Annotated in this window: 13 protein-coding genes, 1 tRNA gene and 1 pseudogene; 6 read left to right on the top strand and 9 right to left on the bottom strand. The window is 48.4% G+C overall.

The genetic code is table 11. The features are described from left to right. Positions 1-16 precede the first annotated feature (16 nt). The 4 genes from ACWVX6_RS01100 to ACWVX6_RS01085 form a co-directional block, all read right to left on the bottom strand. A complete protein-coding gene (locus ACWVX6_RS01100; RefSeq protein ID WP_118761231.1) occupies positions 17-1,084 on the bottom strand; it encodes an FtsK/SpoIIIE domain-containing protein in 1,068 nt (355 codons plus the stop codon). Positions 1,085-1,136: 52 nt separating this feature from the next. Next, a complete protein-coding gene (locus ACWVX6_RS01095) occupies positions 1,137-1,499 on the bottom strand; it encodes a hypothetical protein (protein ID WP_118761232.1) in 363 nt (120 codons plus the stop codon). 579 nt (positions 1,500-2,078) lie between these two features. Continuing rightward, positions 2,079-2,735: a hypothetical protein gene (locus ACWVX6_RS01090; protein ID WP_009256789.1), complete on the bottom strand. Its 657-nt coding sequence runs from the start codon at positions 2,733-2,735 to the stop codon at positions 2,079-2,081. 7 nt (positions 2,736-2,742) lie between these two features. Then, the gene (locus ACWVX6_RS01085) at positions 2,743-2,985 is read right to left on the bottom strand and encodes a helix-turn-helix domain-containing protein (protein WP_081029018.1); all 243 of its coding nucleotides are present in this window, start codon (positions 2,983-2,985) and stop codon (positions 2,743-2,745) included. Between the two features lie 140 nt (positions 2,986-3,125). Here ACWVX6_RS01085 and ACWVX6_RS01080 point away from each other — a divergent pair, with 140 nt between their 5' ends. The 4 genes from ACWVX6_RS01080 (at position 3,126) to ACWVX6_RS01065 (ending at position 6,801) form a co-directional block, all read left to right on the top strand. Continuing rightward, entirely contained in the window at positions 3,126-4,274 is a 1,149-nt protein-coding gene (locus ACWVX6_RS01080; protein WP_455152109.1) for an S-layer homology domain-containing protein, read from the top strand. Positions 4,275-4,395: 121 nt separating this feature from the next. Further along, positions 4,396-4,764, top strand: coding sequence for a helix-turn-helix domain-containing protein (locus ACWVX6_RS01075; protein ID WP_455152108.1), 369 nt, complete (start codon positions 4,396-4,398; stop codon positions 4,762-4,764). Positions 4,765-4,939: 175 nt separating this feature from the next. Then, positions 4,940-6,397 carry a recombinase family protein gene (locus ACWVX6_RS01070; RefSeq protein WP_455152107.1) on the top strand — a complete coding sequence of 486 codons (1,458 nt, stop codon included), beginning with the start codon at positions 4,940-4,942 and terminating at the stop codon, positions 6,395-6,397. Positions 6,398-6,537: 140 nt separating this feature from the next. Beyond that, positions 6,538-6,801, top strand: coding sequence for a DUF1653 domain-containing protein (locus ACWVX6_RS01065; protein ID WP_118761239.1), 264 nt, complete (start codon positions 6,538-6,540; stop codon positions 6,799-6,801). Between the two features lie 92 nt (positions 6,802-6,893). Here ACWVX6_RS01065 and ACWVX6_RS01060 read toward each other — a convergent pair whose 3' ends face one another. Both ACWVX6_RS01060 and ACWVX6_RS01055 read right to left on the bottom strand, forming a co-directional pair. Further along, positions 6,894-7,202, bottom strand: a complete 309-nt coding sequence (locus ACWVX6_RS01060) for an ssDNA-binding protein (protein ID WP_455152106.1) — start codon at positions 7,200-7,202, stop codon at positions 6,894-6,896. Between the two features lie 116 nt (positions 7,203-7,318). Beyond that, entirely contained in the window at positions 7,319-7,522 is a 204-nt protein-coding gene (locus tag ACWVX6_RS01055; protein WP_147356540.1) for a hypothetical protein, read from the bottom strand. Between the two features lie 192 nt (positions 7,523-7,714). On the opposite strand from ACWVX6_RS01055, the gene ACWVX6_RS01050 reads away from it, so the two are divergent. Beyond that, complete coding sequence (locus ACWVX6_RS01050; RefSeq protein WP_455152105.1) at positions 7,715-8,083, top strand: S24 family peptidase; 369 nt, start codon at positions 7,715-7,717, stop codon at positions 8,081-8,083. 10 nt (positions 8,084-8,093) lie between these two features. Then, complete coding sequence (locus ACWVX6_RS01045; protein WP_455152104.1) at positions 8,094-8,636, top strand: tyrosine-type recombinase/integrase; 543 nt, start codon at positions 8,094-8,096, stop codon at positions 8,634-8,636. A gap of 249 nt (positions 8,637-8,885) precedes the next feature. Here ACWVX6_RS01045 and ACWVX6_RS01040 read toward each other — a convergent pair. From ACWVX6_RS01040 to ACWVX6_RS01030, 3 genes and pseudogenes are all read right to left on the bottom strand, one after another. After that, positions 8,886-8,961: transfer RNA gene (locus tag ACWVX6_RS01040), tRNA-Val, on the bottom strand. Positions 8,962-9,120: 159 nt separating this feature from the next. Next, a complete protein-coding gene (locus ACWVX6_RS01035) occupies positions 9,121-12,339 on the bottom strand; it encodes an S-layer homology domain-containing protein (RefSeq protein ID WP_455152103.1) in 3,219 nt (1,072 codons plus the stop codon). A gap of 898 nt (positions 12,340-13,237) precedes the next feature. Continuing rightward, a pseudogene (locus ACWVX6_RS01030) lies at positions 13,238-13,948 on the bottom strand (transposase); the annotation flags it as partial. Positions 13,949-14,077 lie beyond the last annotated feature (129 nt).

Genomic DNA, 14,077 nt, shown 5'->3' with positions numbered 1-14,077 from the left:
GCCCGCTCCGCCCGTTTTAACGGCTCATTGCCTCTTGAATCGCCTTGTCCAAAGCATCCATGCTCTGCACCTCTGCAATTCTGATTTTCTCGATACCAACGCCATCAATATAAAGATGCCCCTCGCGCTTGCTGCACTGTGTAATGGATTCTGCAACTTCATCCGGGAAGAGCATTCTCCGCCCCTCACGGCTAAGATTGCCAAGGGCAAGACAGCATTGAAAGTTATCTCTCGCCCCGGCAAAATAAGTCGCGTCCGGCCTTTGGATTCCGATAATAGGAAAGAAGCGATATGCCCGCCCTAGCATGAGCAGCTCCGCGAGCCTCGCCTTTGCCTGCTCAGCGGTTTTCTTATCCAAGGATAGAAGAAAGCTGCCCCACTCATCAATAATAAGATATTGGGGCGCACCCGCTGTGCTGTTTTCCTGCTGTTGCTTGAACGCCGCATAGTAATCTTCCAAGCCTTGTAGACAGTCTGCATAGCCATAATATCTGGGCTTGTCAGAAAGACTTCGAAAGTCAAATTGCTTGAAATCAAGTAACCAGATTTTCGCGTCCGGCTGAAAGCGTGCAATCTTCGTAAGCAGAATTTTAAGGGCAACGGTTTTCCCTGTGCCAGTCGCACCAACGATAAGCATATTGATTATGTGTTTTACATCAATACTGCCCGAAGCGGAATCGTCGGGCGTGAATAAGGCGGGGCGAATATATTTTTGCGGAAGAAAGTACAAAAGGGTATAGTTTATATTACGCCCGTACTCCATGCGGAAAATTCCGCCCATTATTACCCGCAGTCGCTCATAATGGCTGTTAAAATCCGGCAGCGACAACCCCTTGTTATTGACCTTCAAAATCAAGCCGTGGGGCTTGCCTTTATCGCGTTTAACGCTGACTAGCGCAGGGTATTCGTTTTGCGCGTTATGCAATCCGCAGCATCGCACAGCGCGGTCAAATCGTCGTTTCAAAAGCGGCGGTGTACGAATGACTTGAATAAGGCAGATAACCACAGTCAAGGTGAGGGCAAGTGCAACAGCATAGAAAGTGAAATTATCATTTTGAAATATTAGATTTTTTACTTGCTCCATGCAAAATTCCTTTCCGGGCAGACATAGGAAACCCTATGTCTGCCCTATATTTTTATTTGCTGTTAAGGGTAACGATCTGGGCGGTCTGGGCGGTAGCGGTCATACCGATACCACTACCATTGCTGGAAAAAAGGCTCACAGCACAGTCGGGAATCTGCACAAACAAGGGCTTACAGTTCATAACAGCTTCCTCAATTTCTTCATCAGTCACTTTGGGCAGCGGATCATAATCAAACTTGACCGTAAGAGGGGCGAGGCGCGCGCCTTGCAGCGCCACGGTCAGCTTAACCCCGATAGCTTCCTCTGAAGCGCGTTTTCCATCGCTTCCGTATGAAAAAATATCGGCTTTCCCCGTCAAAATGGCGAAGTCCCTGCCGTTAACAGCAGTCAGATCAACATTCAGTTTGTAGGGCACTGTATGCTCCTTTCTCCCCGTCAAGCCGGATAGGACAGCTGGTTTACAAATTAGTTTTCGCTACTGGAAATTACTTTCCGCACTACGCCATCTTCCATAAGAATCGTCATGGAATCTGTGGACATATTCGCTGTTGGAATACAGAACGCCGTAAACCGCGTATCATCATTGATAGTTCCAGCCAAGTACTGCGCAGTTGCGGCCTCGTCAGCATACAGGACGAGAAACTTCTGTTCCTCCTTAGTTCCTACCGGAATGAATTGAATCGAAGTGAGTTTCTTATTTCTTGACATTTTAAGCACCTTTCTCCCCGTCGAGCCGATAGGACAGCTACATAATTTTCATTTGATGGGCCATCATCTCTGTTGTCCAGCTGGTAAGTGTATTGTAGTCCAAATTTTTATCTGGCGCAGTAATTGAGCGAATACATATGGAATTGCCCTATCACAAGGAAAACGCTGTTTTTGATATGGCAAAAAGCCATCAAAAGCAGCGTTTTCGGGGAATATAATTCTTTCGGTGAAATTCGGCATTTTCTACAAAAAAACAAGGAAGTCGTCCGTTATATCGGACGACTTCCTATTTAGGCTCTTTATTGCGTTTTTTATATTCCATGCTTTCTCCGTTTTTTTCTCTGCCATAGGAACCTAATCGCTTCGTTTTGGGAATACCCAATTTTTCTAATATTTTGTTACACTGCTCAATACTATAATCCATGCAATATTCCAACAAAAAGAGATAAGCAAGATGTTCCGGATTATCCAGACGGAAAGCCAATCCCGCAGATTGTAATAACCTATCTGTAAGAATTGGACTTAGCTTAAATCCAATGCACATTGATATAACTGTTCCCATGTCTACAACACATTCTGATCTGTGCATATTAGTGCGAAATACATTGGCGTTTAGACCCGTCAACTCCGTAGCTTTCGGAACATCTAGAATGGTTTTTCCGTGCCATATCTTTGTGAGCCCTTTTTCTATCATAATAGCTTCGACCGTTTTTCCGAAAGGCTTTTGAATAACGGAAGCCTCCCGATAAAGTGCCTCTATTGCTTTACTTAACGCTTCTTTCTCATCATTTGCAGATTCACCTGAATCTATACCGCGAGATACTATGTTCTCAACTTTTTCCTGAAATATTTTGAGTGTATCTTCTTGTGTGCGTTCGCTATCTTTAATAAAATTGATTAAAAGCGCTTGTTCGTTAGCAATATCAGGATTTTTATTATTCATCTTTTATTTACCCAATTTCCTGCTCTATGTTTTCAAACAAAGCATCATCAAAAAACTCACGAACTGTAATTTTCAGCCCAACACATATTTTTGCGATGGTTGTCAATGTTGGATTGTTACTCCCGGTATTGATGATGCTATTCAAAGTCGATTGCGTTAAACCGGATTCCAGAGCCAGTTTATTGATTGTTATATTGTTGGCTTCGCACAAATCAAGGATTCGCTGCTTTACCGCATCTCTTACATTCACATTTTACAACACCTTTATACAGATTAGTATTGTAATCAGTCTATAAGGTTATCCGCTTAAACAGCTAACGATATGTCGTTGATTTTCCCATATATTTATGGTATGATGAGAGGACAAATTAAAAGACAGGAGTGACCCACATGAAAAAACTGCTATCCCTTGCACTCGCATTAGCGCTCTGTTTCAGTCTGACTGTTCCCGCATTTGCCGCAAACAAAGCGGGTGACACTACGATTACAGACGCAAACGGCACTTACACCCTCTCAAAACCTATTCTTTACACCATTTCGCGCTCAGAACTGGAAAAAATCAACATGGATTCTGTATCGGTATTTATCGGTGGCGAACCCATTAACGAGGATTATTTTGGTTCGGCACAGTCTTATCTACGCGACTATTTCTTTGCCAAAGCAGCTACGATTTATGCCGTTCCAGAAGGCACGAACATCGAGCTGCCGGATGGTATTCTGACATCGGACTATATTTCGATTGACTTAGCGTTCAAGAACGGAACTTGCTACGCAACAGAGGCGAATACGGTGCTCTTTCCCGGGCTGACATCTGTCAAGCTATCGGATACGGAATATCTTGCAAAGATAGATTTGATATTGGCAAATCTTCCGGATAACGACAGTTGGGGAAGCAGTCCAAGCGAAGTTGATGCTGGTGCAATATATTTTTATGTTACCGGAAATACTGCCGCTTCCAATCCGTTTGCCGGTAATACACCGAATACTCCTGAATCTGCCAACTCTCCTGCAACCCCGACCTTTACCGATGTAGCCGCAAACGCCTATTATGCGAACTCGGTGGCTTGGGCGGTTGATAAGAGTATCACAGCAGGAACATCTAAAACAACCTTTTCCCCGAATAGCACCTGCACTACGGCGCAGATTTTGACTTTCCTCTGGCGGTCACAGGGTTCGCCCGAACCGACTAGCAAGACGAACACATTCACCGACATAAAGGAAAGCGACTATTTTTATAAGGCCGCGTTGTGGGCGAAAGAAAATAATATCGTTTCCAGAGATAGCACTGTTTTCAATGGAAATACCCCTTGCACTCGCAGTTCGGCGGTTCTTTATATCTGGCGTGCGACAGGCTTCCCCGCTGCGACAAAAAGCAGCAGCTTTACCGATGTAGCCACTACCACGATTTATGCCCCCGCTGTTGATTGGGCGGTTGAAAAAGGCGTGACAAGCGGCACAAGCAAAACAACTTTCTCCCCCGATACCACTTGCACCCGCGCCCAGATTGTGACCTTCCTGTATCGAGCATTTTCTAAATAAGCCTTTATTGTTTCAGAGGCGGTCAGAGTATTTATTCTGACCGCCTCATTTTATGCTGTATTCGTGTTGACTATTTAACTCGTATATTGTATCATAATAAAACAAGAAAGGAGTGTTGACTATGCAAGAGGTAGCGCAGCGGCTTAAATCTCTGCGAGAAAGTGTCGGCGTGTCACAGGCTAAATTGGCCGCGCTGATGGGCGCAACACAAGCCAGTGTGAACCGCTATGAAAACGGGCAGTCCTCTCCGCCGCTAAAGATTTTGCGGTGGTATGCCGATTTTTTTGATGTTTCTTTAGATTATATCTTTGCCAGAACGGAGCAGCCGGAGGGAAAGCTATATGAGCATAAGCCGAAAGTGGTGGAAGCTATTACACAGGACAACAAGGAACTACGGCAGTTTGTAGATATGTGCTTTGACCCGACTTCCCCGGTCAGTGAAAAATTGCGGGAAACACTGACAAAGCTGTTGGAAGAACAGCGAAAATAAGGCGGGAGTTTCCCCTTGCGGAGAATATTCAAAAGATCTCCGCCCGTCAAGGTTAAAATGAACTGGCTGCGCCAGACCTTGACAAACGGAGATTTTTGAATGGCAGGACATCAAGGGAAACGCCCACCAGTGAGGCGGGCAAGCCACCCACAGAGTAACGAAAGGTTGTGCAAGTATGAAAGCTGTGATTTACGCCCGCTATTCTTCCGATAGTCAGCGTGAGGAAAGCATAGAGGGGCAGCTTCGGGAGTGCAAGGAATACGCCGAGCGCAACGGCATAACGGTGTTAAGCACCTATATTGACCGTGCATTGTCCGCGAAAACAGATAACCGCCCGGATTTCCAACGCATGATTAAGGACAGCGTAAATGGCCTGTTCGATATTGTCCTTGTTTGGAAGTTGGACAGGTTCGCCAGAAACCGCTATGACAGCGCCCACTACAAAGCCATTTTGAAGAAAAACGGCGTTAAGGTGGTATCGGCAAAAGAGGCTATTGCAGAGGACAGCACTGGTATTTTGCTGGAAAGTCTGTTAGAGGGGTACGCCGAGTTTTATTCCGTTGAACTGTCCGAGAAGATACACCGAGGGCAGAAAGAAAACGCCCTAAAGGGGTTGAACAACGGCGGCGGTATTCCGTTGGGGTATGTGTTGGGAAGTGATAAACGATTGGCGGTTGACCCCATGACCGCGCCCGTGGTGTTGGAGATTTTTACCCGCTATGCCGATGGCGAAACCGTCCGTGCTATCGTGGAATCTCTCAATGAGCGAGGGTTGCAGACCAAGCACAACAAGCCGTACAGTTTAGGCAGCTTCAACGCCATCTTGAAAAACAGAAAGTACATAGGCGAGTATCGGTATCAAGATGTAGTTATCCCCGGCGGCGTTCCTGCCATTGTTCCGCAGGAACTATTTGACCGGGTACAAGCACGCATAGCACGGAACAAACGCGCCCCGGCTATGAGTAAAGCGGATGAAGCCTTTTTGCTGACAACGAAGCTGTTTTGCGGCAAGTGTGGGCGGCTGATGGTAGGCGAAAGCGGTACAAGCCATACCGGGAAGAAGCACTACTATTACAAGTGCGGAAGCGCAAAGCGGAAAACCGGCTGCACCAAAAAGGCGGTAAAAAAGGACTGGATAGAAAATCTGGTGGTCGAGCGTACCATGCAGATGATATTTGATGATACAACGCTTGACGCAATCGCAAACATGGTGCTTGATGTGCAAGCGCGGGAAAATACCTCTCTGCCCGTTCTAAAGGCACAGTTGGCGCAGACCGAGCAAGGCATACAAAATATGTTGAACGCCATTCAGCAGGGAATTTTCACCGTGTCTACAAAACAGCGGTTGGAGGAGCTGGAAGCCACCAAGGAACGGTTGACGGTCAGCATCTTACAGGAAGAACTTCAAAAGCCGCATCTTAGCAGAGAACAGATTTTATTTTTTCTGCAACGCTTCCGCGCCATTGATACTACCAAGCAGGAGCAGCGGCAGCGCTTGATTGATAGCTTTGTCAACGCGGTTTATGTGTACGATGATAAAATCATTCTGACCTTTAACTATCAAGACGGAACGGAAACAATTACTTTGGACGATATAAACGGTTCGGATTTGGACGCAAGCGCTCCACCATAATGCGAAGATACAAACTGTTTTCATAGTTCGGAATGTTTTCGCATTAACCATCAGAATAGAGCACACCTGATTGTGGGTGTGCTCTTTTTCTTTGCCCTCCTCTCTGTTATAATAAAAACATAGGATTGGAGGAAATATGAATGGCTTCAAGAAAAATTCTGGTCGGTGAGAAATACCTGCACTTCAAAAACAAACTATATCAGGTACTCGCTATCGCCACGCACACGGAAACCGGCGAACCGCTGGTGATCTATCAGGCGCTCTACGGCGACTTCAAAATCTACGCGCGGCCGTATGATATGTTCGCCTCCGAGGTGGATCACGAGAAGTACCCTGATGTTACGCAGCGTTTCCGCTTTGCTCATGTAATCTTTGACGGAGATACGCCGAAGGCAACTGAATAAAAACAGTCCCTCCAAGAGCCGGCATAAAACCAGTTCTCGGAGAGGTTTCGCTTTACTCCTACATAGCCTCGGCAGGCTTCTTCACAAGGTCCTCACCGTACTGATACCGCGCCCAGACCGAAACCTACGCCGCGGTTGCCGGAAGCGTCATACGGGAAGAAGTTGACGGTCACGTGGGCATACATACCGGAGTAAACGTCGGTCGGCAGCAGGTCGGCATGGACGTTGGAAATATGCACGCACTGCGGCTTCTGCTTGCCGGAGGCGGTGATGACCCAGTGGCCCTTGCACTCCGGGCCGAACGGCTCACCGGACGGGCGGGTGCCATCGCCGTCATAGAGGACCGGATAACGCATCTGCGGACGGTTGCCTTTCCACAGGTTCTTGATGCCGTATCCCACAGAGCGACCAGCTGCTCGAGCTGCTCCTCTGTCCAGCAGAAGTGAAAACGCTTGCTCGGCTTGATGCCGCAGCTGTGCTTCTCGACTGCAGCCAGATTGGCTGCGAAGTTGTTGTTTTACATTGAATCTTCTTCTTTCTTGTGCATTTTATCGTACAATGCCAATACGCCGCTTGACGATGTCGGTCGCAACGTCGCCAAGATAGTACGCGTCACGCGATGCTCGCCGGACACTCTCGGTGCGCCAATTATGCGCTTGGCTTTGTGCTTGTCGGTAAAACCGTAGATTTTTGCGACTTGCTCCAGTGTCAGCAATACCATGTTCGAATACATCCGCATCAGGTCGTTCTTGCCCCCCCTGACGGAGTTCCTGATTGGTTCAGGCGTTTATGTTTTACACCTTCTTGTGTGATTTATAATCACACAGGTGGTACACTAATCACAAGCAATCGAATGTTTGATATAAAGTAAGGGTGTTTGTTCTGACATTAGGAGAACGAATCAAAAGAGAAAATGGTCGAAGTTCCCGACACCTATCTCAAAGGCCGCAAGCTGGAGGATTTCTGCGCTATGCATGTCCGCGGTGACAGTATGTATCCTGATTTCCGTGATGGTGATATCGTGCTGGTGCTCAAGCAGAACACCATGAACCACAGCGGCGAGATCGGAATCATCAGCTATGGCGATGACGAAATGACCATCAAACGCATCAACTACGCTCAGAACGAGGATTGGCTGGAGCTTGTGCCCCTGAAACCCGTCTTACCCGCCCGGACGGATCGAAGTCACCGACCCGGAAAGATACCGTATTATCGGTATCCCGCGCGTACTGATACGCGCGTTCTAAATATAAGAATTACGCCCACCGGCTGCAACCGATGAGCGTTAGCGAGTGCATTCTACCCTCTTATTTTACAACCAAAGATGTTTTACAATAAAAACAAGCACATTAGACGGATGTTTCCGCAAAACGTTTAGCTATAATGGCAAGCGGTACTCCGTCCGGGTAAAGACCGCGCGCGATCTCTGGCACGAGGTCGAGGAAAAGAGTAGCGGCTATCTTTTTATGCAGCCGACTACCGGCAGACCGCACACCGAAACGTCCATGAAGCAGATGTGGCACTCGATCAAGCAGGCGCTTGATCTCGATATGGGCGCACAGATGGTACACGGCGCGATCGCCTCTGAAACGTCCGTCGTGGCTGACGATCTCACGCCATACTGCCTGCGACACACTTATGCGACCGACCTGCAGTCCGCCGGTGTCCCGCTTAATGTCGCAAAGGATCTTCCGGGTCACCAGTCGATTGCCATGACGTCGCAGATCTACACTCACCTGTCCGTCGATGCCTTTGCCGAGGCATCGCTCAAGGTTATCAACTTCCAGCACGCACAGCAGCGCAAGGCAAAGAAGAAATCCGTAGGAAACAGGTGACACATCAAACAGCCGAAAATAGCCTGATGCAGCGCATTTTACAAAAAAGTACACTCTACCCGTTAACCGAGTAGAGTGCATAAAAAGTTGCAATAAACAAACAAAATCCCTCTAAACCGCATGGCTTAGAGGGCTGCATGTTGGTGGAAGTTACAGGGCTCGAACCTGTGACCCTCTGCCGGTTGGTACATGACGAACCCAGCTGCAAAAAGGCAAAGAAAAAGCACTCATCTTACAATGAGTGCTCCATGGTGGAAGTTACAGGGCTCGAACCTGTGACCCTCTGCTTGTAAGGCAGATGCTCTCCCAGCTGAGCTAAACTTCCATCGGGTCGTTGTCGTCGTTGTCTCATCCCTGACGACTTGTTTAGTATATAACAGAATTACGAATCTGTCAACACATTTTCTGAAAAAATTTCAAAAAATTTTTAGACCCGAAAATTTACGCCGCGCACAGCGTTCTCCGACATGCGCGGCATAATGTATTATCGTTCCATCTTTTCACAGAACCGCATCAGCATTGCCGCGGCCTGTGCGCGGGTGGCATTCCCCTGTGGATTCAGCCTGCCGTGCGAGCCGTTGACGATTCCGTTCGCTGCCGCCCATCGCATAGCATCGACCGCGTAGGCGCTGACGGTATCTGCGTCTGCAAAGGCATCCAGTGTGCCGCCGGCTTCGTGGACATCCGCATAGCGGTACAGCATGGTGACGAGCTGCTCTCGTGTAATGCCAGCCTCCGGCGCGCGGCCATCCGAAATGCCTGCCGACTGCGCCCACGCCATACCCTTCTCGTACCAGTTTGCACCGCCGGTCGTATCCGCACCCGCATACCGTGCGAGAATCGTCATCAGCATACCGCGCGTGGTCGTGCCATCCGGCGAGAACGCATCCGTACCTGTGCCGCTCATCAGACCCTTTTCCACAACACAGCGCACGGCATCGGCGTACCACTCGGTTGGCTTGATGTCATCGAAGCGCACATTTTGAGCAGGCTGTCTCTCGAAAATAGGCGTAAGCGTGACATTGCACGCAGGCATGACGAATGTAAACTGACCGTCCTTCTCCGTCACTGCGACCGGCTTGCCGTTCTGGTCGGTAACCGCGATTGTTTTGAGCGCATAGCCTTCCTTTGGCACAGCTTTAATCATCACTGTGCTGCCTTTGGCTGCGTTTTTCGGCGTGATTGAGACCTCGCCGTGCTCACTCTTAGCCGCAGTCACCGCACCGGTCGGCGTGCGGACCGGACCGCCGCCACCACTGCCGCTCGTTCCGCCACTCTGCTGAGCGGTGAACACCGGTGCTGCAGTCTGCGTGCCGTTCAGTTTAGTAAGCGCTTCCTCCGTCAGCGTCGTGTACGTTTTATCACCGATTTTCCACCCGTCAAACGTGTATCCGCGCTTACTGTCGGTCGGAAACGCCGTTCCGATATCTCCCGCGCCGTAAACGTTGGTCTGCGCACTGCTGTCCGCAAACACGAACGCGATCTCCGTGCGGCGCATATCCACTGCGGAACGGTCGATCGTGTACGTCACGCCATGGATGGTCAGCGTATCGCCCGCGGCCACGGCATCCGGCGCAGAAACCGTGATCGGCTCGGTCGCAAAGCCGGTCAGTCGAATCGTCAGGCCGTCGATTACGGCAGTAACGGTACTCGGCGTGACAGTTGCCGTCTCGAGCGCCTTCTTGATCTGAAACGAGAAGGTTTGTGCCTCGGGCAGCACATAGTTGTCCGCCTTTCCGCCTGCCAGAGCGACCGCGCGTGCGGTGTACGACCCGATTTCGGTCCGGCTGCCGTCCTCGATTATGACAGTAAGCGCATCTCCGTTCACCGCGCCAATCGCTTCAGCCGTAACCAACTTCGGCGTACCATCATAATAGAAAATACTCTCGCTGTTCCATTTTATCTCAACAGGCTTCGGCTGTACGGTCAACACGCCGTTTTCGTATGTAATTTTGTAATTTTCGGCTTGTGCATCCATCGGAATAATCGTATAAGTTCCAATATCGCTAAACTGCGCATAGCCAAACGCATAGTTCAGACCCGAAAGCACAGTTTCGTTCTCATTATTCACGAATCCGTTGATTTCCGCACCATTATCACTTAACGTTTCTCCATAGGTTATGGTTTTATCCTTAGCACGAATACACAGCGGTGCTTTTTCAATATGAAACTGAACCGCTTGCGAGGTTGCGGAAGCCGTACTGCTCGTTTCCGGTGCATACGCTTCCACCCAGTAAGTTCCAGCGTTGATCGGCGCACCGGCCAGCTGATTGCTCTGTGTACCGTTGCTGTCGGCGTAGTAGCGATACGTCGGCGCGGATGTGCCCGAGCAGGTTAGATTGCCCTCGCTGTACGGCAGGCCGGTATAAACTGCATCCTTCGCAATTACAACAAGTTCGACTGTTTTAGGCAGGATTTTACCTTTTACGATGCAGTTTCCGTCTTTCAGCGTGTAATTTTCATTCGTAAGTGTAACTGCAATCGTCACGTCCCTCTCGCCGACTTCAGCAGATGCGTAGCGCGTAGCGAATGTGTAATCCGTGCCCTCGCTCAGTACCGCGCCATCCGGTAGGTTGCTGAACGCCAGACCGCTAATCTTCGCATCATCATCGCGTCCGTTGTATGTCTTGCCTTCAATTTTCAGCGCTGTTGTATCCAAAGAAATCGTGCGCCTATTGATTGAAAAACTGCCGATATCCATCCGTTGGACCGCAGAAAAATTGGCACTCGATGCAATCTCGACCGCCACGTTGTAAGTTCCGGCATGAACCGGCAAAGCCGTGCTGTCGTTGTACCAAACTGTGACCTCGCCAACGCCTGTTTTCGTCCACACAGACGCCTCACGAGGCTTGCCGTCATATATTGAATTCGCAGGCAGCGCAACCTTGTAATCCACGTCCTTTTCCTGTATTTTCTGCGTGATTTGGAACGTTTCCTCAACTTTTCCGGTGTAATTACCCTTACCGCTAATTGTCACCGTTGCCGTACCGCAGTTTACATTATTGGCGTAGGAAAGCTCAAAATCCGTACCTTTTAACAATTCTTTGCCATTTATCATAACGATCGGCTTAGGATTATGCGCACTTTCGTTATACACATACTCGGTCTGCTTCATATCAATCTGCGCGTCCGCAATATCCCGCGGAGTAACTTTCAGCGTACCATTGACATAGCTGATTGCGTAATTTTCCGTCTTGTCCATACCGTTTTTGCATATTTTAGCATTGCTCGGTACATTTTTCGCTTCTCCTACATTCATCTGCGTGCCAGAAACCTTCACCTCGATGGTCTCGTCGTCGGACACCAGCGCGCCTGCTATGTAGCCATCTTTCACCAGAGGTTCGCCATCGTACACTTTCTCTGCACTTTCCGCCGTAATTGTAAGCGCTTTCGGTTGGATTTCTGCAGAAAACTCCTCGCTTTCCACGATGTACTTGCCGTCCTCCGACGCAAATTTGAGCCGATATTTGTCCCCGATATTCGGGACGGTATCACCGTTTACGACCTCGAATGTGCCGGACAGTTCTGTGCCATTCAGCGTTGCACTGCAGCCGGAAGCATCAACCATTTCATTCCAGGTCTGGCCGTATGTGCCCTTAGCCGACGTAATCCAGTCTATAATCGGTGTTTCTTCTTTTGAACCTTCTTCTGAGATTAAAACAATCTCGAGTTCGTCAGATAAACCATTACACTCGGCTTTCATATGATATGTTTGCCCTGCTTTTGCATTACAAGTAACAATCATGTCCCAGTGCACAGCTATTTTGTTTGTCTGCTTATTGGATTCTTCTTCCCTACGAAATGTGACACCATTATTCGTGTTTTCGTCCACTATTGTTTTATCTTCTGCATGCAATGAAATATTGCATGTCGCTTCGTAGTTGACCGTCAGATCCTGGAAAAGTGCATCCGCCGTATACATATCCTTGTATGGCTCATCACCAGTTGGAATCGAAACAGTAATCGACTTTTCAACTACGGGTGTACCATTTCGATTGATTCGGATTGATGTAGTCGGTTGAGCCTTTCTACATATCCGTTCCGGATAAACCGCATTCTGATAAGTACCGTCGGCCGCTCCCGCAGGAATGACTACCATGCCGAACGCCATCGAGAGCGCCAAGGCCGCCGAAAATGCCGTTTTAAGACGTTTCACGTTTTCCTCCTGACCCGCAAGCTGGGATTTGACGATTGCGTGCGCTTCGTTCACTGCACTCTGCACAATTTTTCGCAGAGAACACACATATTTTTATTCAGCTTACCATGAGGTTTCGCATGCGTCAATATTTTAATCGACAAAATTCGACACTTAATATTCAGCATTTTCCATAAGGGCACAGCCAGTCGTTAGTCTGTTTCTTCGTGTCTCATCCGCTTATGCAGTGTGCCTTTTATTCGGCAGAATATTCATATTTGCATATTTATGTTATTATCTTAAAAACGACTACTAATTCTCTATTATGTCATTTCCATATATACTGTCTGATTTTTTTCGTTTAATGACTATGCGTTCATTTATCTATGTTTCGCATAAATATCCTATAAGTGCAAAAAACACTGTGAGGCTTTCCACAGAGCTGCGCCGTTGATGAGCAATAATAAGACGAAAAACACGAGCGCTGTATATTTACTCTGGAAGCAGACCAGTCCTCGGCGTATTCCATGAGATACGTTGTCACCAGACGAACATAGGAACTTTTATTCGGAAAGATTCCAATCACGCTGGTACGTCTCCGGATTTCACGATTCAATCTCTCAATCATGTTGGAAGATGAGATTTTTCACGCATCCAGCATTGGAAATGCATAGAAGGCCAGAGAATCTTCCAATCCGTCTTCAAGGCACTGAACCGCTTTCGGAAAGCGTTTGGCATAGGAGTCGATCACATCATATGCGCGATAATATCTCTGCGGCCATTTTCGTCCACACCGCGCACGATAAGCACCGCCATGCTGACAATTCTGCCATCTACACGAACTTTTTCGCACAGTGCGTCCACCCGGAGAACCGGGTATACTGTATCAGCGAGGGAGCGATTAACGAAGAACGGAATGTAGCCGCCCTGACGAACCTTGGGTACCATGAGGTACATCGTGCCCATTCGGGTATCCAAACGACGAGGACGATAACCGCTGCGGTAGCCGCTTCTTCCGTCCGTGCGTTGACTTTTCTCTGCGCCTAGCTGCTGATCGACCTCTGCCTCCATCAGCTCTGTGCATAGCCATTCCAGCCATACTCAGCATCGGATCCGGTTGCGTCACACATTGCAGTAGCAATTCTGTCAGATTTGTGGTATTCTTTTTGTGAGCCATTAGGGTCTCTCCTTTACATCATGATTTTTTCGACAACTATCATTTTGCAGGAGCCCTAATGGCTTGTCTATTCTCTGTTTGCTTTTGCGAACTTGATTATACACTATCGTTTAGTTTCTCCATAAAGCC

It is taken from the genome of Butyricicoccus sp., assembly GCF_977037065.1.
This window is presented reverse-complemented; position numbering and strand designations above follow the sequence as displayed.